16 protein-coding genes are annotated in these 19,792 nt (G+C 51.0%); 9 read left to right on the top strand and 7 right to left on the bottom strand.

Annotation, left to right across the window (positions count from 1 at the left end; genetic code table 11):
- Positions 1-12: 12 nt before the first annotated feature.
- From deoC to SD10_RS15620, 4 genes are all read left to right on the top strand, one after another.
- Positions 13-780, top strand: coding sequence for a deoxyribose-phosphate aldolase (deoC, locus tag SD10_RS15605; protein ID WP_046574892.1), 768 nt, complete (start codon positions 13-15; stop codon positions 778-780).
- Positions 781-870: 90 nt separating this feature from the next.
- A complete protein-coding gene (locus SD10_RS15610; protein ID WP_046579621.1) occupies positions 871-1,785 on the top strand; it encodes a sugar phosphate isomerase/epimerase family protein in 915 nt (304 codons plus the stop codon).
- 3 nt (positions 1,786-1,788) lie between these two features.
- The gene (locus tag SD10_RS15615; RefSeq protein ID WP_046574893.1) at positions 1,789-2,364 is read left to right on the top strand and encodes a phosphatase PAP2 family protein; all 576 of its coding nucleotides are present in this window, start codon (positions 1,789-1,791) and stop codon (positions 2,362-2,364) included.
- Between the two features lie 135 nt (positions 2,365-2,499).
- Positions 2,500-3,654: a glycosyltransferase gene (locus SD10_RS15620; protein WP_046574895.1), complete on the top strand. Its 1,155-nt coding sequence runs from the start codon at positions 2,500-2,502 to the stop codon at positions 3,652-3,654.
- 138 nt (positions 3,655-3,792) lie between these two features.
- Here SD10_RS15620 and SD10_RS15625 read toward each other — a convergent pair whose 3' ends face one another.
- The 3 genes from SD10_RS15625 to SD10_RS15635 are packed head-to-tail and all read right to left on the bottom strand — an operon-like array spanning position 3,793 to position 6,299.
- Complete coding sequence (locus SD10_RS15625) at positions 3,793-4,380, bottom strand: class I SAM-dependent DNA methyltransferase (protein WP_046574897.1); 588 nt, start codon at positions 4,378-4,380, stop codon at positions 3,793-3,795.
- Positions 4,373-5,137 carry a PIG-L deacetylase family protein gene (locus SD10_RS15630; RefSeq protein ID WP_046574899.1) on the bottom strand — a complete coding sequence of 255 codons (765 nt, stop codon included), beginning with the start codon at positions 5,135-5,137 and terminating at the stop codon, positions 4,373-4,375. The genes SD10_RS15625 and SD10_RS15630 overlap by 8 nt, the downstream gene beginning before the upstream one ends.
- Positions 5,121-6,299 (bottom strand): acyl-CoA dehydrogenase family protein, encoded by a 1,179-nt coding sequence (locus tag SD10_RS15635; RefSeq protein ID WP_046574901.1) that lies wholly within the window; start codon positions 6,297-6,299, stop codon positions 5,121-5,123. The genes SD10_RS15630 and SD10_RS15635 overlap by 17 nt, the downstream gene beginning before the upstream one ends.
- Positions 6,300-6,479: 180 nt before the next feature.
- Between SD10_RS15635 and SD10_RS15640 the strand changes: the two genes are divergently transcribed.
- Both SD10_RS15640 and SD10_RS15645 read left to right on the top strand, forming a co-directional pair.
- Positions 6,480-7,421 (top strand): ribose-phosphate pyrophosphokinase, encoded by a 942-nt coding sequence (locus SD10_RS15640; RefSeq protein WP_046574903.1) that lies wholly within the window; start codon positions 6,480-6,482, stop codon positions 7,419-7,421.
- Positions 7,422-7,530: 109 nt separating this feature from the next.
- Positions 7,531-8,097, top strand: coding sequence for a 50S ribosomal protein L25/general stress protein Ctc (locus SD10_RS15645; protein ID WP_046574905.1), 567 nt, complete (start codon positions 7,531-7,533; stop codon positions 8,095-8,097).
- A 122-nt stretch (positions 8,098-8,219) separates the two neighbouring features.
- On the opposite strand, the gene SD10_RS15650 is transcribed toward SD10_RS15645, so the two are convergent.
- The 3 genes from SD10_RS15650 to SD10_RS15660 form a co-directional block, all read right to left on the bottom strand.
- Positions 8,220-10,523: a heavy metal translocating P-type ATPase gene (locus SD10_RS15650; protein ID WP_046574906.1), complete on the bottom strand. Its 2,304-nt coding sequence runs from the start codon at positions 10,521-10,523 to the stop codon at positions 8,220-8,222.
- 7 nt (positions 10,524-10,530) lie between these two features.
- Positions 10,531-10,737: a heavy-metal-associated domain-containing protein gene (locus SD10_RS15655; RefSeq protein WP_046574908.1), complete on the bottom strand. Its 207-nt coding sequence runs from the start codon at positions 10,735-10,737 to the stop codon at positions 10,531-10,533.
- 232 nt (positions 10,738-10,969) lie between these two features.
- Positions 10,970-12,829, bottom strand: coding sequence for a glycoside hydrolase family 2 protein (locus SD10_RS15660; RefSeq protein WP_046574909.1), 1,860 nt, complete (start codon positions 12,827-12,829; stop codon positions 10,970-10,972).
- Between the two features lie 230 nt (positions 12,830-13,059).
- Between SD10_RS15660 and SD10_RS15665 the strand changes: the two genes are divergently transcribed.
- The 3 genes from SD10_RS15665 (at position 13,060) to SD10_RS15675 (ending at position 18,873) form a co-directional block, all read left to right on the top strand.
- Complete coding sequence (locus tag SD10_RS15665; protein ID WP_046574911.1) at positions 13,060-16,158, top strand: efflux RND transporter permease subunit; 3,099 nt, start codon at positions 13,060-13,062, stop codon at positions 16,156-16,158.
- A 536-nt stretch (positions 16,159-16,694) separates the two neighbouring features.
- A complete protein-coding gene (locus tag SD10_RS15670) occupies positions 16,695-17,372 on the top strand; it encodes a response regulator (protein WP_179945465.1) in 678 nt (225 codons plus the stop codon).
- Positions 17,373-17,454: 82 nt separating this feature from the next.
- Positions 17,455-18,873: a sensor histidine kinase gene (locus SD10_RS15675; protein ID WP_046574915.1), complete on the top strand. Its 1,419-nt coding sequence runs from the start codon at positions 17,455-17,457 to the stop codon at positions 18,871-18,873.
- Here SD10_RS15675 and SD10_RS15680 read toward each other — a convergent pair.
- The gene (locus tag SD10_RS15680; protein WP_046574917.1) at positions 18,870-19,673 is read right to left on the bottom strand and encodes a phytanoyl-CoA dioxygenase family protein; all 804 of its coding nucleotides are present in this window, start codon (positions 19,671-19,673) and stop codon (positions 18,870-18,872) included. The two genes, SD10_RS15675 and SD10_RS15680, sit on opposite strands and share 4 nt — an antisense overlap.
- Positions 19,674-19,792 lie beyond the last annotated feature (119 nt).

A 19,792-nucleotide genomic window follows, 5' to 3' on the forward strand; every position in this document is an offset into this window, starting at 1 on the left:
ATTTAGCAACGTATGCCCTCGCTCCCCATTCTTGAACTCGGTAAACTAATTGATCACGCGTTACTACACCCAACCCTGACGGATGCGGAACTGCGCGACGGTTGCCAACAGGCGTTACTCTACCAAGTGGCATCGGTTTGTATAAAGCCCTATGCCGTGGTGCTGGCAAGTGAATTACTGGCCCATTCAGATGTACGCGTGGGCACTGTCATCGGGTTTCCGCACGGTGGCCAGGCAACATCCCTTAAAGTTGCCGAAACGCTGCAGGCCTGCCGCGATGGCGCCGTCGAGATCGATATGGTCGTCAATATTGGCAAGGTATTGAGCGAGGACTGGGACTACGTGGCCAACGAAATTCAGCTTATCTACGACGCCTGTGAGTCAGAAGGAGCCCTACTGAAAGTTATTTTCGAAACGGACTTTCTGCCGAATGACAGGCTGAAAATAAAACTCTGTCAGGTCTGTACGGACATTGGGGTCGCTTTTGTGAAGACATCAACGGGCTTTGGGTTTGTGAAAGGGCCTGATGGCATGTACGACTATAAAGGAGCCACCGAACACGATTTGCGTCTGATGCTCGACCATGTAGGACCGGGCGTTCGGGTGAAAGCCTCGGGCGGTATCCGCACGCTGAACGAACTCCTGGTGGTAAAGGAAATGGGCGTTGCCCGGGTGGGCACTTCGTCAACGGCCGTTATTCTGAACGAGGCTTATCGACGATCCGGCATGACGCCACCAACGGCAATAACGAACACAACTATTGAATCGACTGGTTACTAGACATAACCCGGACGGCTACGTCCGAACCTGAGTTTTCTTATTTTTATGAACCGCCCGGATGTGGCCATCCGGCTTATACTAAACCCCTGTATGCTCAACCTCGGCTTTGTTTCGGCTATCCTGGCCGACTATGATTTAAATGGTGTTCTTCAATTTGCCTCAGAACATCAGTTTAAGTGCGTTGAAGTTATGTGCTGGCCGACGGGTAATGCGGATGCCCGACGGTATGCGGGTGTAACGCACATTGATGTCGACAACCTCAACGTCGATCACGTTCACTCCCTCACCCGACTCCATAACGTGGCGATTTCGGGCCTCGGCTATTACCCGAATCCTCTTGACCCAAACCCGGAGCAGGCTGAGTTCTACCGCGAACACATAAAGAAAATCATCCGGGCAGCGGCCAAACTGGGCATTCCGGTTGTCAACACGTTTATTGGCCGGAATCCATCCCTAAGCATCACCGATAACCTGAAACTGTATGCCGAGCACTGGCCCGCTATCATCAGCGAAGCCGAAGCCTGTAATGTAAAAATCGGGATCGAAAATTGTCCGATGTGGTTTACGGACGACGAGTGGCCAGGCGGCAAAAACCTCGCCACTACCCCCGCCATTTGGGATCGGATGTTTGAGATTATTCCGTCGCGAATATTGGGGCTGAATTATGACCCCAGCCACCTGATCTGGCAAATGATGGACGAGGTCAAACCCATTTACGAGTATCGCGACCGGCTGCATCACATTCATCTGAAGGACGTAAAACTCTATCGCGACAAGCTGAACCGGGTGGGTATCATGGCTAATCCATTGGAGTACCATTCACCCAAACTTCCTGGCCTGGGTGATGTGCGCTGGCGTGATTTCTTTGCCGCTTTAACGGACGTTCGGTATAGGGGCCCGGTTTGTATCGAGGTGGAAGACAAAGCCTATGAAAGCCACCCCGACGATGTGAAAACGGCTATTCTGACCGCTCGAAATTACTTGAGCCAGTTTCTGGTTTTGTAGTCTATGATTGAGAAACTGAACCAACTCGACATCCACGTTTTTTTGTGGCTGAATGGCCGTTACACGCCCTGGCTGGACCCGATCATGATCTGGATTACGGAACGGAATAGCTGGTTTCCTCTGTACGCGCTACTCATTGGCTGGCTAATTTATCAGTACCGGAAGCAAGCCATCGGGTACATTCTGACCATTATTTTTTCGGTAGCGCTCGCCGACCAGATAGCTTCTTCAATTTTCAAGCCGCTGGTTCATCGGCTGAGGCCCTGCCATGAACTGGCGCTCCAAACCTTCATTCATCCGGTTATGGAGTGCGGAGGGCAATACGGCTTTGTCTCTTCTCATGCGTCAACCACATTTGCCCTGGCAGCCAGTCTTTGGTTCATGCTGGGCAAACAGCATCCCTGGCTACGGTTAGGCTTTTTGTGGGCCGCTATTGTATCGTATAGCCGGATTTACGTGGCGGCACATTACCCACTCGATGTGCTGGCGGGCACTGGTGTTGGCGTATTATCGGCAGCCATTTGTGTTCTTATTCTGCGAACGATTCAGGCCCGTTCCGGAAGGGGTAGATTCGTTTAATTTATCCTGAATAAGTTAAGGCATACTTGAGTACAAATAACTTCATAAAACACGCTAACAATCCTACATACATTCCGTTGTCATTAAGAAGTCTCTATGTGACCAAATTATTTCACATGGACCACGAATAGCCTTATGCCAACGGAGATACAGGAGATAAATGGTGCGTTTGCTCAACCTCTTCTATTTAACGATACCCCGCCTTCTTTACAAACCCGGCTCACGGTTATCGTTCCGGTACGAAACGAAGCCGACCAATTGACCGAAACGCTGGAAGCACTCCGTAAGCAACTGGATGGCAACAGCTTACCATTGAACCCGCTCTTATACGAAGTTCTGCTACTGGCCAACAATTGTACAGATTCTTCCTTTGACATTGCCCGTCGATACCAGCAGAAATACCCTGCCTTTCACCTGCATATTGCTCAGGTTCACTTGCCGCCCGAGAAGGCAAATATTGGTACTGTTCGGCGCATGCTCATGGACGAAGCCTACCGCCGATTGACGAGTCTGGGACGATCCGACGGCATTATAGCCTCAACCGATGGTGACACGGTGGTTGATAGTCATTGGGTGTACAACATCATGCTCGAAATGGCGAAGGGCAACGACGCCGTTGGGGGACGCATTCTAACCCGGCCTGACCAGAGCAGCGTGCGGTTGTTTCACCTGCGCGATGTGATGTACCGAACGCTGGTGGCCAAAGCAGAAGCCCTGTTCGACCCCTGTTTACACGACCCCTGGCCCCGCCACTTTCAGCATTTCGGCGCGAGCATTGCGGTGACCTGCCACATGTATGAGCAGGTAGGCGGCCTCCCCGAAACGCCTTACCTGGAAGACGAGGCCTTTTACCGGGCTTTGCTGCGCATTGATGCCAAAGTTAGAAAGAGCCCACACGTAAAGGTCTATACATCGACCCGATTGCAGGGACGGGTGGCCGTTGGCTTTTCGGAGCAATTACGGTATTGGTCGATCATGAATCAGGGCAATCAATGTCAATTGGCGGAGCCCGCCGGAGCTGTCATTACCCGGCTTAGTAATCGGCAGCAATTACGGCTTTGCTGGCAAAAGCGTAACCAGGGCGTGCATACCGACTTACTGAAACGCATTGCTCTTGAGCTGTTTATCGATTCAGACTGGCTCATTGAGCAATTCAAAAAAAGCCGTTTTTTTGGCGAGATCTGGGAAATGATCGATGAACGAATGACGTCGGGGCAATGGATTACTCAATGGAAGCCGGTACCGATTACCGTTGCCATTCGGGACATGCGAAACTACCTGGTTAGGTAACCCGGTAGCGTATCCTGTACTCCAAGGGCCGTGTCCTCATGGGCGTCTGCAATACAACACTATGAAGGGCCGTGAGGACACGGCCCTTGGAATACATAAGACGGCCCTCGGAGGGCGCGACACAACTTTTAGCGAGCATTACTGCTTCTGGAACAGATCCAGCCGATATTTCTCCAGGCGCTGACCCGACAAATGCCTAAGCGGTTTGCCTTCCCCCGCTATTGCCAAAAATTCTTCGTGAACCCGGTCGCCCGTCAGCGGATAGTCGGGAACAAACGGTGTCCAGTGAACAAGCAACAGATGCCCGTTTTCGGTTAAGTGATCGAGCATTTGTTGACGCGCCCGTTTCAGGTCATCCAACCCCAGGTAATAGCCTACTTCCGACAGCAAAATCAGGTCAAATTGCCCGTCCGGAAATTCAGCCGGAATACTCAGCTGTCTGACCGTCACATGCTCATAGGGAGCCAGTCGGTTTCGGGCTGCGTCCAAAGGCAACTCGCTGGCATCGACCGCCAGCAGGCGGTTGCACCGTTGCGCCAGTAATTCGCTCAGCACCCCAATGGAACAACCAATTTCAAACGCGTTAGCATATTGCTCCTGAGGCAGGGCAGCCAGTGTAGTGGCATATTTATCCAGTTCATACGGGCTGGTTTCAAAGGCCCAGGGGTCGTCGTTGGCCCGGTACACATCATCGAAGTAGGTACTGGGCAGGCTTGATTTAGGCATAATCAGGTTCGTTAATAGGCTCTTCCAGAAATAATTCCCGCGGCTTATTGAAGTGCATCAGCAACTCTGGCGACAAGTAAAAGGCCGTTGGGTCGTCGTCAATCAACCGACTCACTTGCGACCGATGAGCCGCAATGGCCTGGTTTCGCTGCATCATAACCGACTCAATCGGAACATGCCAGACCATCATTTCGTCATGGCCAGGCATATCATGCTCATTGCCCAACTCCCACAACCAGATCAGGTATTCGAGGACCCGAGGTCGTATCGAAAGCAGTGATAAAGCCGCATTCACGACCTGCCACGATGCCCGGTGGTCCCGGTGTGGGTCCCGTCGCCAGGGGAGCAGCACTGTTGTTGGTTTGAGATCTGTCAGGAGCGTGTGGACAAACCCAACCGCACGGTCAAAACCAGCATTGTCAGGAGTAGTTACCTGCGTATCTTTCTGCCGCATAAAAAAGGCATTATCAGCAGGCACATTCAGTTGACAGAGTGCGTTCAATGCCTCCAATTCGCGTACCTGTCGTAGCCGCTCGGCCGGATAACTGGGTGAGTTAGGATGCGACATGGTTCCATCACTCACAAACAGCACGTATACCTGGAATCCCTGTTGCCGCAACAGCGCTATGGTACCACCGCAACCCAACGATTCATCATCGGGGTGCGGAGCAATGACCAGCGCGTTTCCAATCAAGTCTATGTCCATTGGATGCGACATGGCCTCCAGAAAATGAGCTTTATCAACGCCAGAGTTCATGCGCGTTTTGTGGATTATCTAAAACATAGCGGCCAATATCGAGGACGGTGGCGTCGGGCGCGGGTTGCCGCAAATAGAACGTTAAGTCCCGATGAATACGCTCAAACGGAAGTGGCCGCATGAGTCCGCGTGCACCCACCGACCGTTCGGCCAGGGGCATTACCCGAAGACAGATTTCTTCAATGGCCGTTCGGGTCATGTTGGTGTAAGCCACAATTTTTTCGGTTTCGTTCTCATCGGCCAGCCAGGCATCCGTATTTTCCCCGGCGGCTTTGAGCCACTGATTCCCCGACTCAATCAGCCAGGCCATTTCGGCCAGCCGGGTGCGTTGAATTGGATCGTCGGTTCGATTCATTGATGCTAGCAATGCCCGCGTTGCGTTGAACAACGCTTCCGCCCCACCCAACTGCACGGCCGCAAATCGGCTGGCTCCTCCGCTGAAATACGGTTGCCGATAGTAATCATCGGGCTGCCCCAGCAGGTCTTCCCGGCTAATTTCGAGACCCGTGAAGTCGAGTTTATAGCTTACCGATGCCCGCATCCCCAGCGGTTGCCAGAAACTAGTATCCTGCGCAATGGCATCCACGCGTTCCGTTGGAATGATGCACATCTGCCATCCTTGTCCGGACGGATCACCCAGAAGTTGACCGGTTATGAGTGGCCGCTGGATCCAGCCCGAACCTGAACAGAAGGTCTTGGCGCCTTCGAGCCGATACCGTCCATTAGCAAGGGCATGAATTTTTATCCCATCGGCCGCTTGTGTATTCCAGACGCTGAATAGCCGCTTGTACTGACTTACATCGGCATACCACCGGGTTTTCTGTTCCTGAGTAGCATATAGATGAATCAGATTCAGGGCGTTGATATGCCCTTCGTAAACCCGGCCAACGGATAAATTAGCGGCCCCAATTCGTTTCAATAGCTGGAGCAGTTGACTGGTTTTGGGCGATCGGCTATCCAGTTGCCGCCCCGGTAAGGTAACGGCTAATAAACCGGCTTCGGCCAGGCGGCTGAAGGCTTCTTCAGGAAATGTCTTGTCATCATCTGTTTGGGCAGCTGCATCGGCAATTTGTTTACATAAGGCAGCTATCGGTTCAGAATCCAGCCCCAAAAGTGGCTTTGGGGCAAGGCCAACAGGCTGAAAAGGGTTAAGCGTTTCCATATGTGTCAAAGCTAATGTTCGCTAAATTGTTTGGCCTTTTTATCATACGAAATAGCAAATAATGGGACTTTTCGTTTTCAGCACTGACGCCCAATAGCCGATTTGTCGGAAGAAAGTTTACATCCTGCCAGCAAGTGGGCTGTTTTTTCCGTACCTTTGCGGGAAATTTGTCCGGCACACATGGCTTCGTTTAATCCGGTTAAGATTTTTTCGGGCAGTCAGTCCACCTATTTGGCCGAAAAAATTGCACATTATTACGGGAAAGACTTAGGTGGCTACACCTGCCGACGCTTCAGCGACGGTGAGATGTCGCCCAGTTTTGAAGAGTCGGTTCGTGGCTGCGATGTTTTCCTCATTCAGTCGACGCCCCCGCCCGCTGATAATCTGCTGGAGCTGATGCTGATGGTTGATGCGGCCCGCCGTGCTTCGGCACACTACGTAACCGTTGTGATTCCTTACTTCGGATACGCCCGGCAGGATCGCAAAGACAAACCGCGGGTATCGATTGCCGCCAAACTGGTTGCCAACACGCTGGCGGCATCAGGTGTTGACCGGTTGATGACGATTGACTTGCATGCAGGACAAATTCAGGGTTTTTTCGACTTCCCGGTTGACCATCTGGAAGGAACATCGGTGTTCGTGCCGTATATCCGAAGTCTGAATCTGGAAAATCTGGTGGTTGCCTCGCCGGACGTAGGTGGTGCCAACCGTGCCCGTACATTCGCCAAACACTTCAATGCTGACATCGTGCTGTGCGACAAGCACCGCAAACGGGCCAACGAAATTGCGTCCATGCAGGTGATTGGGGATGTAGAAGGGGCCAACGTTGTGCTTGTCGACGATTTGATCGATACGGGAGGCACGATGGCCAAAGCCGCCCAGATTATTATGGACAAAGGTGCGTTGTCTGTACGGGCCGTGTGTACACACCCGATCATGTCGGGCAAGGCGCACGAAAATATTGCCAATTCCGTGTTGCAGGAGTTAGTCGTGGCGGATACATTGCCCATGAAGCAAACAAACGAAAAAATTAGAGTACTGTCGGTGGCGGAGTTATTTGCCAAAGCCATTGGCCGTATTCGTGATCATGAATCTATTAGTTCACTGTTTATTAAATATTGAATGAATGAGTTTTGAAGGATAGAATAGGAAACAAAACATTTCCAGTATCATTCAATAATTCAATCATTCTATCATCGCACCGGCGACCCGGTCAAAATTAAATTTTATCATGAAAAAAATCGAGATTGTAGGGTATCAACGAGCGAATCTCGGCCGCACGGAATCACAGGCGATTCGGGCCGAGGGCAATGTTCCATGCGTGTTATATGGTGGCGAAGAGCAGGTGCATTTTTACGCCCCAGCGATTCTGTTCCGCGATTTGATTTATTCGCCTAATATTTTTGAAGTAGCGCTCAACATCGAGGGTGCTGAGTACCGGGCGATCCTTCAGGAAGCCCAGTTCCACCCAGTAAGCGATATTCTTTTACACGCCGATTTCCTGCTTATTACGGACAATAAACCCATCAAAATTGCTGTTCCCGTTCGTTTATTGGGCACAGCACCGGGCGTTCAGAAAGGTGGTAAATTGGTGACCCGCGTTCGGAAACTGCGCGTTAAAGGCACCGTTGAAAACATCCCTGACTATATTGATGTGGATGTATCGGGTCTTGACTTGGGTAAATCGGTTCGTGTTGGTCAGATTTCTGTACAAAACATCGAACTGCTTGAAGAAGCGTCGAACCCAGTTGCCAGCATCGAAATTCCACGTGCGCTGCGTGGTACGGTGGGCAAATAAGGATAGTTATTTCTGCCAATTTTTTAAGGCTAATAGATTTACAAACAAAGCCCGGTCAGATTTCTGACCGGGCTTTATTGTTTTTATCAGGCCGTTTTTCTGCCGACGAAGGCTGGCGCAACTTATAATTTCATACCCCGCAACCGCAGGCTGTTGCTTACTACCGATACAGAACTTAACGCCATGGCGGCTCCGGCAATCATCGGATTTAGCAGGAAGCCAAAGGCAGGAAACAGCACACCCGCAGCGATAGGAATTCCGATCAGGTTGTAAATAAAGGCCCAGAACAGATTCTGGCGAACAACGCGAACCGTTTGCCTCGATAGGTTAAACGCCCTGGAAAGGCTGGTCAGATCGGAGGTGATCAGGGTCATTCGGGCTACATCCATCGCGATATCAGAGCCCTTTCCCATGGCAATACTCACGTCGGCCTGAGCCAGTGCCTGCGAATCGTTGATACCATCGCCCACCATCGCTACAACCTTGCCCGACGCCTGTAGAGCGCTCACAAAATCAGCTTTATCGCCCGGCATTACGTCAGCTTTGAAGTGGTGAATACCTACTTGCTCGGCCACCGCAGCCGCCGTTTGCCCATTATCGCCGGTTAACATATATACTTCAATACCCCGATTCTGCAAGGTGTCAATCGCTTGCTTCGAACTCGGTTTCACAGGATCGGCAATGGCAAGCAGGGCGAGCACCTGTCCATTAACTTCGTTTTTCCGGGCAAAATAAATCAGCGTTTTAGCCTGACTCTGCAAGCCCGCAGCATACTGTTCCAGTTCCGCAGGTATTGTGATCTGGTTCTCACGCAGCAGGCTTTTGTTACCAGTGAAGTAAACGATATGCTGATAGGTCGCCCTGACGCCCCGGCCCGTTACACTGTCGAATGAATCCAGCGGCAGCGACTCATGGGTTGGCAAAAAAGCGGTTACCGCTTCTGCCAGCGGATGCTCCGACTGTTTTTCCAACGAGTACAGAATGGACGTTAGTGGCGCCTGCTCATTGGCCGGAACAGCCCAATGCATGTCTGTGACGAATGGCTTACCCTCCGTAATTGTCCCGGTTTTGTCGAGTACAACGGCATTGACCGTATGCGCCATTTCCAGACTTTCGGCATCTTTTATCAGGATGTTATTTTCAGCCCCTTTGCCAACGCCAACCATAATAGCTGTGGGCGTTGCCAGGCCGAGTGCGCACGGACAGGCAATAACCAGCACGGCCACAGACGTCAGGAGAGCGGTTGTAAACGGGTCGCTGTTCGGGGCTAGATAATACCCAAACACCATCCAGACCGCGAACGTCAACACCGCAATACCCAGCACCACAGGAACGAAAACGCCGGCAATTCGATCCACAAGCTGCTGTACGGGGGCTTTGCTCCCCTGCGCTTCCTGAACCATACGAATGATTTGCGCCAGCAGGGTATTGGAGCCAACTTTTTCGGCATAGAACCGAAAGCTGCCTTTCTGGTTGATCGTACCCGCGAAGACGCCCCCCCCCGACTGTTTTAATACAGGTACGGGCTCTCCGCTAATCATGCTCTCATCGACGTACGATTCTCCCGACGCAACACGTCCGTCTACCGGAACCCGCTCTCCCGGCCGCACGAGTAGCAACTGGCCAACCTGAACGGCAGAAATTGGAATCTCGCGTTCGGTATCCCCCTCAACCACCCAAACGGTTTTAGGTTGTAATCCAATCAGTTTTTTGATGGCCGACGACGTATTCTGTTTGGCTCGCTCTTCCAGAAGCTTACCCAGCAGAATGAAGGTAACAACGACGGCAGCTGCTTCAAAATAAACATGTGGGTGAACGCCACTTCGGCGATACCAGAATTCGGGATAAAGCGTATTGAAAGCGCTAAACAGAAACGCAATGCCTGTGCTCAACGCCACCAGCGTATCCATATTGGCTTTACCATGACGGGCCTGTTTCCAGGCGTTGGCAAAAAACGGCCGGCCTAAGCCAAACACAACCGGTGCCGCCAGGGCCATCATGATGTAGTTGCCGTTGGGAAAAGACATGAAAAACATGCCAATGACAACAATGGGCAACGATAGAATCACCGCCCAGATAGTCCGTTGCTTAAGGCGCTGAAACCGCTTTTGATTCGCGTCTTCCTGCACTTGCCGGGCGTCGGGCCCCGACTCTTCCGTTTCAATGACAATATCATACCCCATTTCCCGTACCGCCTGTTGCAGCTCTGCTGGGCTAACGATGCCCGGATTGAACTGGACCCAGGCCGACTGGTTGGCGTAATTCACCCCTGCATCGCTGACACCCGGCGTATGTTTCAGGATCGATTCGACGCTGACGGCACAGGCTGCACAGCTCATTTCCAGCACAGGATACGTTTGCCGGATTTCGGACGCAGCCCCATGCTTAACAGCTCCCGTTCCTGAATCGGCAATGGTCGTAGTCATCGTTTTGTTAGTTAAGCGGCTCAGCCTTGTAACCAGCTTTTTCAATAGCCTGTCTGACTTCCTCGGCCGTTGCGTTTTTGGCGGTCAGCACTTTTTTGGGATCTGTTGTATCCACCTGCCAGTTGCCCTCCCCCACGGCTTCATTCAGAAACGGAGTTACGGTAGCAATGCAGTTACCGCATTTTATATTGGTTTTGAATTTTACGGTTTCCATAATTTTAGCGTTTAGCGCTGTAGTTTTCATTGACAAATGTAGGATCTGCTTTTCCCTTAATGCTTACAGAATTAATGATGACTCGTGTAAAATTGCGCATCGGGCACGGTATTACCCCTTGCAGATATCCCCCCTACCAGAATAACAGCAGATACCCGCAGAAAATGCCTTCAGGCCTCTGCGAATATCTGCTGGAATGGTGATTCGATAAAGATTCCGGCTAAAGCCTTACTTATGCAGGCATGGCAGCCACTTCGCTGTAGCCACCCGACGCCAATAATCTGGCTGGTACGGTCAGTTCGCCGGTATGTGGTTCGATCAGGCCATTGCGCTCATCTTCGATATTGGTTGCCTGGGTATAGACATCGCCCGCAATGGAGCGTTTGCGCATTTCCTGCTTGAACTGACGAATGCGCTCCGTGCGTTCTTCTGCATCCTGGGGTCCGCCGTAGTTGGAAAAGCCGAAGCCGCCCCACTCGCTGACTACCAGGGGAACCTGTCGCCGATAGAAAAATGGATCGCCCACGACCAATGGGAAGGCCGCAACCGTATCCAGATCCCCCGCCACCAGCCGGTCGAGAAGCGACTGCCACTGACCCAGATCAGGCGTGTATAAATGGGCTGTCAGCAGATCTGATTTAAGGCGTCCTTCGTAGGAAATATGTTGCCAGCCATCGTTATCAACCACCAGAAACTGCGGATAGGCGAGCTGCATAAAATAGTACATATTGGTAATGTACTCGCGGGTTTCCGGATTTGTGGCAATGTCCTGTGCGCCCCAGTCCTCATTATACAGGCTCCAGATCACCACCGATGGGTGTGTACCAATGAGAGCCAGCATGCGCATCAATTCAGCCTGATGGTTATGCCGACTACGAGACGTCGAACTGTGTGGGCTCGGCACTTCGACCCAGAGCAACAGCCCTAATTTATCGGCCAGGTTATAAATGCGCGGATCGATACCGGCAATATGAACCCGGACTAAGTTACAGCCCAGTTCTTTCATGGCCAGCATGTGTCGTTTCATTTCCTCATACGTTGCCGTGCCGGGTTGATACAGAATGCCGTCCAGATATATAGGCTTGTTGTTCAGGTAAACGAACCGCCCACGTGCTTCAATTTTACGCAAGCCAAACTGCGATTCGATTTGTGCGACATAACCATTTTCATCAATAAGCTGGGCAATGAGCCGATACCGAACCGGGTTCTCGGGCGACCAGAGCTGCGCCCCTGGTACTTCGATGACTACTCGTTGCTGTTTTTGCCCGGCTTCCAGCATCAAGGGAAAATCAGAGGTGGCCATCGGCGTCGATGACAACGGCGCTTTTCGCTCAAATATCTGTAGGCGCAATGTGTAGTTGCCGGGGTCGTGAATCCGGGTGGTCAGGGTAAATCGAACCAGTTCGTCTTCAACGGTACTCACCACACCCACCCGCGAGCGTAGCCGGTTTCGCTCAACGGTTTCGAGCCAGACAGAGCGCACAGCCCCCGTATAAGTCTGGTACCAGATACCACCCCGCTTATAAACGTGTGATTCCTGCTTGCCGCGTGGGGTCTCGGCATCCATCGTGTCGGCAATACGTACCGTCAATCGGTTGTTGGGCCGCAGCAATTCATCGGCCAATTCGTAGGAAAAAGACGTATATTCCCCATAGTGAATAGCCTCTCCTTCAACGGTGCTCAGCGGATGCCCGTTTAGCCATACGCGGGTTTCGTAGCCGCAGGCACCAAACGTTAGCTGGATGATTGAATTGGCAAGTGGCTCGGTCCGATCAGGCAGGGCGAACTCGCGTTCATACCATGCAATGACCTTATCCTGCCAGATGACGGGCCCAGCCTGGCCTTTTGTGTGCGCCATATGCTCTTCGATTGAACCAGGCCACTCGGCCACTCCTTCGTACGAATGGCCCAGAAACCAGCGATCCTGTAAACCGGTATCATTGGCGTCAATCGAAAACTTCCACTCCCCATCCAGCAGCCAGTGTGAGTTGGAGCGAAGGACCGCTCTCGGGAGTGGATTAATGGGTTCATCGACGGCAGCGCCCTCTTCTTTACTATCAGTAAGACCAAAATTTGATTGGATTTCGGACATAATCTGTAAGACAATTAACGGCTATACATTGGTTGAGTACCTAGTAAACCCATCAAACGGAATAAAGGCTCAAAAAATTAGAATTCATTTATTAACCGCTAATCCGCACCAGCGTTTACGGCCACAAAATCAACGTACTTATTTAACACTCTTTTAACCGCGGGTTAAGGCCGATTTAAGTTCAGACCAGCACTTTTGTAGACCTAAATGACGTACACGCCGTAATCGGTATGAATAAATTCATAAAAAGTATCTTATCATTCTCGCTGAAGAACAAGTTTTTTATATTTTTTCTGACAGCCTTAGCCGTCGTTGCGGGCGTAATCAGTTACCAGAATACGCCCATCGAAGCCTTCCCCGACGTCACCAATACCCAGATTACGCTTATCACGCAATGGCCGGGCCGGTCGGCGGAGGAAGTTGAGAAGTTTGTAACCATTCCGATTGAAATTGGCCTGAACTCCGTACAGAAGCGGACAGATATCCGCTCGACGTCGCTGTTCGGTCTGTCGGTGGTTAAAATTCTGTTCGATGATGGCGTCGATGATGCCTTTGCCCGCCAGCAGGTAAATAACTTGCTCAATGGGGTCGAGCTACCCGAAGGCATCAAGCCCGATGTGCAGCCACCTTATGGCCCAACCGGCGAGATTTTCCGTTATACGCTTCAATCGCCCACCCGCACGGCTCGTGAACTGAAGACCATGCAGGACTGGGTGATCGAACGACAGTTGAAAAGCGTACCCGGCGTTGCCGACGTGGTTAGTTTCGGGGGTGAGGTAAAAACGTACGAGATTTCCGTCGATCCCCGTCGACTGATCGACTATAACATTACGCCCCTGCAATTGTACCAGGCCGTTGCCAACGCCAACGTCAATGTGGGCGGTGATGTGATCGAGAAAAACTCGGAAGCCTACGTGGTTCGGGGTATTGGTTTGCTGAAAAACCAGCAGGATATTCAGAATATCATCATCAAGAACATTAAAGGAACGCCCATCACGGTTCACAACGTAGCCCAGGTGTCGGAGTCGGCCTTGCCCCGGCTCGGGCAGGCGGGCCGCGATAAGCAGGACGATGCGGTTGAGTGTATTGTGGTGATGCGCAAGGGCGAAAACCCGAGTGAAGTAATTGATCGGGTGAAAGCCAAAATCAATGAACTGAACACCAGCATTTTACCCAGCGACGTAGAAATCAACACCTTCTACAACCGGGAAACGCTTATCAATTTTGCCACCCATACGGTTACCCATAACCTCATCGAAGGGATCGTCTTTGTAACGGTCATTGTGTTTATCTTCATGGCCGACTGGCGCACCACCGTTACGGTATCCATTGTGATTCCGCTGGCGCTACTGTTTGCCTTTATCTGCCTGCGGCTGAAAGGTATGTCGGCCAATTTGCTGTCCATGGGCGCCATCGACTTCGGGATTATCGTAGACGGTGCTGTCGTGATGGTGGAGGGCATTTTCGTGACACTCGATGAACTGGCCCATGAGAAAGGAATGACCAGGTTTAACCGGTTGGCCAAAATGGGAATCATCCGAAAAACAGGCACCGAGATGGGGAAGGCTATTTTCTTCTCCAAGGCGATCATTATCACCTGTTTAATTCCGATTTTCTCGTTTCAGAAAGTGGAGGGTAAAATGTTTTCTCCCCTGGCCTGGACGCTTGGCTTTGCGCTCCTCGGTGCGTTGATTTTCACCCTGACGCTTGTGCCGGTCCTGGCGAGTATTCTGCTCAAGAAAGACGTTCGGGAGAAACACAACCCCTTCGTGAATGTTGTAACCAGCTTTTCGACGAGGCTATTCAACTTCACGTTTGCCCATAAAAAAATCAGCATGATTCTGACGGGCATTCTGGTCGCTGTTGGGCTGTCGGGCTTCACGTTGTTGGGCACTGAGTTTCTACCCGAACTGAACGAAGGCTCTATTTACGTCCGGGCAACGATGCCCATGAGTATTTCGCTGCCTGAGTCGGTAAAACAAACGGTGCAAATGCGCCATATTTTCGAGCAGTTTCCGGAAGTCAAAGGCGTTATTTCGCAAACGGGACGGCCCAATGACGGCACCGACCCAACCGGCTTCTACAACATCGAATTCCTGGTAGATATTTATCCGCAGGACGACTGGAAAAGTGGCCTGAGCAAAGAGGAATTAATTGAACAGATGCAGGAAAAACTCAGCGTTTTTCCGGGGGTAAACTTTGGATTCTCGCAACCCATCATGGATAACGTCGAAGAGGCTGTATCGGGGGTGAAAGGCTCCATTGCGGTCAAAATCTACGGTCCAGATCAGGGGATTCTGGAAACAAAAGCGAATGAGATCCGGAACCAGTTGGCGACGGTGCAGGGCATCGAAGATCTGGGCGTTATCCGCACGACGGGGCAGCCCGAAATGCGCATCGAACTGGATGAACACAAGCTTGCCGTATACGGCGTTAATAAGGCAGATGCCGAAGCGGTGATCGAAATGGCTATCGGTGGCAAGGCGGCTACCCAGATTTATGAAGGCGAACGAAAGTTTGATCTCCGTATCCGATACGACCGTCCGTTCCGCTCCAGCGAGTCACAGATCAGCCAATTGATGGTGCCGACCGAAAATGGCAGCATGATTCCCATCAAAGAAATCGCCAATGTATATACCCAAACCGGACCGGTGCTCATTTTTCGGGAAGCCAGCCAACGCTACGGAGCGGTCAAGTTTTCGGTGCGGGGCCGCGACATGGGCAGTGCCGTTGCCGAGGCTCAGCAAAAAGTGCAGGCCAATGTGAAGCTTCCAGCGGGTTATACGGCGAAGTGGGCGGGCGATTTTGAGAATCAGCAACGGGCCACAGCCCGCTTGGCGCAGGTTGTTCCCATTAGCTTATTGGCTATCTTTTTTATCCTGTTCGTACTCTTCGGGAATGTAAAAGACGCTGGTCTGGTGCTCTTCAATGTACCTTTTGCGATCATTGGTGGCATAGCCGCGCTGCTGATTACGCACGTCAATTTCAGTATTTCGGCGGGTATTGGGTTCATCGCTCTATTCGGAATTTGTATCCAAAACGGTGTAATTCTTATATCGGTTTTCAAGAAGAACCTACGCAACAGTATACCCTTGACTGACGCGATACGGGAGGGCGTTATCTCTCGGATACGGCCTGTAGTTATGACCGCGATGATGGCTGGTATTGGTTTAATTCCGGCGGCTGTTTCGCACGGCATTGGCTCCGAAACGGCCAAGCCTTTGGCCATTGTAGTTATTGGTGGCCTGATTACAGCCACCCTGCTGACGTTATTTGTCTTTCCGCTGATATTCTATTCTTTTTATCGGCAGAAGTTCAGTGATATTTAATCGCACCTATTTTCGGTACGTTAAATAATTTTAGGCTGAATTTTACGTTTTTTTAAAAAAGAAATTGCAACATTGCAGGGTGTTATTAGAGAAAAGTACTTGCTTTTCTTTATATATAAAAAAATTGCTTACTTTTAGCATAACAATCCTTTACAAAGGGAAGGTTGAACATCAAGATTAGGTGACCACCCGGTCGCCAGTCTTGAAATGGTGTGGATAGAAGCGGAAAGCCGCCCCGATCTTCGGAGCGGCTTTTTTGTTGCTGGTTGGAGCCAGTTACTGGTGCAGATTTTCTGTTAAAGATTCTTTGCTTTTGTAGGGCCTGAACACAACTCCATGCGCCAGACCTAACTTTATTTAACAGCCTTTTAATTTCCTTTTCAACTCCTTTTAAGGTTACACAGCGAGTTTTAACCACTCAACCAGGTAAACATCTGCCGACACCGATATGGCACTTTTCGCTGGTCTGTGTAATTTTTAACAAATAAATTAATCTGCCGTTTTTAAATCAGCCGATAGCTATGTATGTTGCCGACATGAAGATCCTGGTAGTAGAAGACGAACCCAAATTGGCCTCCTTCGTGAAGAAGGGACTGGAGGAGCAGTCGTGCGAAGTAGATGTGGCCTATGATGGGCAAGTAGGTCGTAATATGGCCCTCAATAACCTCTATGACGTGATTGTACTCGATATCAACCTGCCTAAAATGAATGGCTTTGATGTAGTTCAATCCATTAGACAGGAAAAAAACCGGACACCCGTTCTCATGCTGACCGCAATGGGTTCAGTTGATGATAAACTAACGGGCTTTGAAGCCGGTGCCGACGATTACCTGGTGAAACCCTTTGAGTTTCGTGAGTTGATGGCTCGCTTACGGGCCCTGACCAAACGAAGCAGTGATGCTGGTATGCAGGCCAATGTGCTGAAAGTAGCCGATCTTGAACTGGACCTGAACGAAAAAATCGCTCGCCGGGGCGACAAACGTATTGAGCTTACGGCCAAAGAATTTGGCCTCCTCGACTATTTGATGCGAAACCGGGGCCGCGTTGTTTCGCGGGTCGATATTGCCGAAAAAGTTTGGGATATTCACTTCGATACAGGCACGAATGTGATTGATGTCTATGTCAATTTTCTTCGCAAAAAAATTGATAAGGATTTCCCAACCAAACTGATTCATACAGTTATTGGTATGGGATATATGTTAAAAGAGGAATAAATCGAATACATCAAAAAGTGACAGGTCGTACGTTGGTCAGTCGCCAGTCATAACTGGTCACTGACCAACGTACGACTTTTTTATGAACATCCGCACTCGCCTGACCCTGTTATTCGTATTGCTGGTCGCTTCGATAGTCTTGTTATTCACGGTCTCCGTTTATTACCTCTATGACCAGTTCAGGGAGCAGGAATTTCAGCAGCGGCTCGTTGAGAAAGCGTTCACGACTGTCCGCCTGCGGGAGGACGTAGGCGAAGTGCCGCGGGCCGATCTGCCCGTTATGACCGATGAGCAGGTCACAATTTACAATCGTCAGGGCACGGTTTTATACAACCAGGAAACCAAGCGTCCCCGCTTCCCGGTAACACCGGCATTTCTGAGCAAAGTTGCCTACCAGAAACCCCAGTACAGTCGAATTGGCGATACAGAAGCCATTGCCGTTCTGCATTTGAACGCCCGCAAAGAACCTTTAATTATTGTTGCTTCCGGAAACGACCGGTATGGATTAAGTAAGCTGGACCGACTGCGGGAAATCCTGTTTTCGGGCTGGTTATTGAGTCTGGTTATTGTTGGTATAGCGGGCTATCTGTTTGCAACTGATGCGTTGAGGCCTGTGGCCGAACTCATTACGCAGGTAAACGCCATCTCGGCCACCAATATCCACGAACGCTTGCGGGTGGGCCGTCAGCGCGATGAGCTGGCCGATCTGGCCCGAACGTTCAACGATCTGCTTACCCGACTCGAAGAAGCCTTTGTCTTGCAGAAAAGCTTTGTTTCGCACGCATCGCATGAGTTGCGTACTCCGCTCACGGTCATGATGGGCCAAATTGAGGTAACCCGGCTGCACGCCCGCACGACGGAGGAATACGAAGTCGCTTTCGATGCGTTGTTGGATGAAGTGAAGAGTATGATTCGGCTCGTAAACGGCCTGCTCGAACTAGCCCGCGCCAGTTCGGATGTAGTAACGCTCAACTACCAGCCTGTTCGCATTGACGAACTGCTCTGGCAGGCGCAGAGCCAGATTATCAGCAAGAAGCCCGATTATCAGATTGATATTGACTTCGATAACCTTCCTGTCCATGAAGAAGAGCTGGTCATTGTTGGGGAAGAGTCACTCCTGCAGACGGCCTTCCAGAACCTGATGGAAAACGGCTGCAAATACTCGCCGGACGGGTGCGTGTCGGTGCGAATATTTTTTGAACCGGGGCGGCTAAAACTTACCTTCAGCGATCAGGGCTATGGTATTCCAGAAAGCGACCTCCCGCATATTTTTGAGCCTTTCTTCCGGTCAGAATCAACGATGACCATCATTGGTCATGGCATTGGCCTGGCCCTGACGCGACGCATTATTGAACTACATCAGGGCCATATCCAGGTCGATTCAGTTGTCGGGAAAGGAACTACATTCCGCATCACACTTCCTACAACGTATACGCTACCCCAGAACTCTGGCAGTAACATAAACTTGGCGAAAGTAGCTGCGGCTAAACCGACTGACTAAACCAATTTCTTCACATCCAGCACTTTCACTTTATTCTGTTCAGCTTTTTTAAGCGTTTCGGGCGAGTATGTGGACAGACGCACGTTTTCCTGCATATCGGCCCGTTTCTGAATATGCTGTTCGAGGTAGCGGTCGAGGTGTTTTCCTTCGAGGCCGTAGCTAAAAAACAGCGATACGCGTTCGCCCTGCTGCTCACGGAACAGAAAATTGGGCAGGCGGTTCTCCAGACCCACATGCAGGGGTAAATTGGTCAGCACTTTCATCCGGCGGGCATTACCGCTGTGGAGTGTTCGCATGTTCCAGACCACAATATCACCCGCCCGCGTGTCGGCAAAGACATCAGCCCCGTCGGCAGCTTCATGGCTCCCGGCCTTAAACCGGATGCCTCCGCTATAGCTGTCGTGGTTCTGTAAATAAATACCGAAGCGAATGAGCGGGTATGGCCCCTCCCAGTCGGCTCCCTGGCCAAACTGATAGCGGTCGATGTTATCGCGGTGGAAACCACGTGTACCCGTTCCAATCTGATAGGTACTGTCGGAGAAGTAAACGGGGGTATCTCCCAGAATCTCGGTAGCAATGGCCACAATTCTCGGGTCGTAAATCACCCAGCCAAGGCCATCTTTACTCAACAGATCCCCTTTCACCGAAGCCGCCTGTTTCACCTGCGCAACCTGCCCAAGTTTTTGCTGCCGATCCCGGTGTTCATATGCCGACTGCCGTAATTTCGCAACCTCGTCGGGCGTAAACACGTTACGGACAATGAGATAGCCCTGCTGTTCGAATTGCTCCCGATGTGACATAATTGGGTGAAGATTTATGGTTCTCGATTTAACTCAGGTAAAGTCCTGGTGGCTTTACCTACAACTATTTTGAGTGATGTCAGATTCTTAAATCTGGCAGGTGAGGTTACTTAAAACCT

Source organism: Spirosoma radiotolerans (assembly GCF_000974425.1).
In the GTDB taxonomy this organism is placed as follows: domain Bacteria; phylum Bacteroidota; class Bacteroidia; order Cytophagales; family Spirosomataceae; genus Spirosoma; species Spirosoma radiotolerans.

Coding starts and splice junctions, on each gene's coding strand:
- deoC (WP_046574892.1), top strand. CDS start 13: ATGCCCTCGCTCCCCATTCTTGAACTCGGTAAACTAATTGATCACGCG.
- SD10_RS15610 (WP_046579621.1), top strand. CDS start 871: ATGCTCAACCTCGGCTTTGTTTCGGCTATCCTGGCCGACTATGATTTA.
- SD10_RS15615 (WP_046574893.1), top strand. CDS start 1,789: ATGATTGAGAAACTGAACCAACTCGACATCCACGTTTTTTTGTGGCTG.
- SD10_RS15620 (WP_046574895.1), top strand. CDS start 2,500: ATGCCAACGGAGATACAGGAGATAAATGGTGCGTTTGCTCAACCTCTT.
- SD10_RS15625 (WP_046574897.1), bottom strand. CDS start 4,380: ATGCCTAAATCAAGCCTGCCCAGTACCTACTTCGATGATGTGTACCGG.
- SD10_RS15630 (WP_046574899.1), bottom strand. CDS start 5,137: ATGAACTCTGGCGTTGATAAAGCTCATTTTCTGGAGGCCATGTCGCAT.
- SD10_RS15635 (WP_046574901.1), bottom strand. CDS start 6,299: ATGGAAACGCTTAACCCTTTTCAGCCTGTTGGCCTTGCCCCAAAGCCA.
- SD10_RS15640 (WP_046574903.1), top strand. CDS start 6,480: ATGGCTTCGTTTAATCCGGTTAAGATTTTTTCGGGCAGTCAGTCCACC.
- SD10_RS15645 (WP_046574905.1), top strand. CDS start 7,531: ATGAAAAAAATCGAGATTGTAGGGTATCAACGAGCGAATCTCGGCCGC.
- SD10_RS15650 (WP_046574906.1), bottom strand. CDS start 10,523: ATGACTACGACCATTGCCGATTCAGGAACGGGAGCTGTTAAGCATGGG.
- SD10_RS15655 (WP_046574908.1), bottom strand. CDS start 10,737: ATGGAAACCGTAAAATTCAAAACCAATATAAAATGCGGTAACTGCATT.
- SD10_RS15660 (WP_046574909.1), bottom strand. CDS start 12,829: ATGTCCGAAATCCAATCAAATTTTGGTCTTACTGATAGTAAAGAAGAG.
- SD10_RS15665 (WP_046574911.1), top strand. CDS start 13,060: ATGAATAAATTCATAAAAAGTATCTTATCATTCTCGCTGAAGAACAAG.
- SD10_RS15670 (WP_179945465.1), top strand. CDS start 16,695: ATGAAGATCCTGGTAGTAGAAGACGAACCCAAATTGGCCTCCTTCGTG.
- SD10_RS15675 (WP_046574915.1), top strand. CDS start 17,455: ATGAACATCCGCACTCGCCTGACCCTGTTATTCGTATTGCTGGTCGCT.
- SD10_RS15680 (WP_046574917.1), bottom strand. CDS start 19,673: ATGTCACATCGGGAGCAATTCGAACAGCAGGGCTATCTCATTGTCCGT.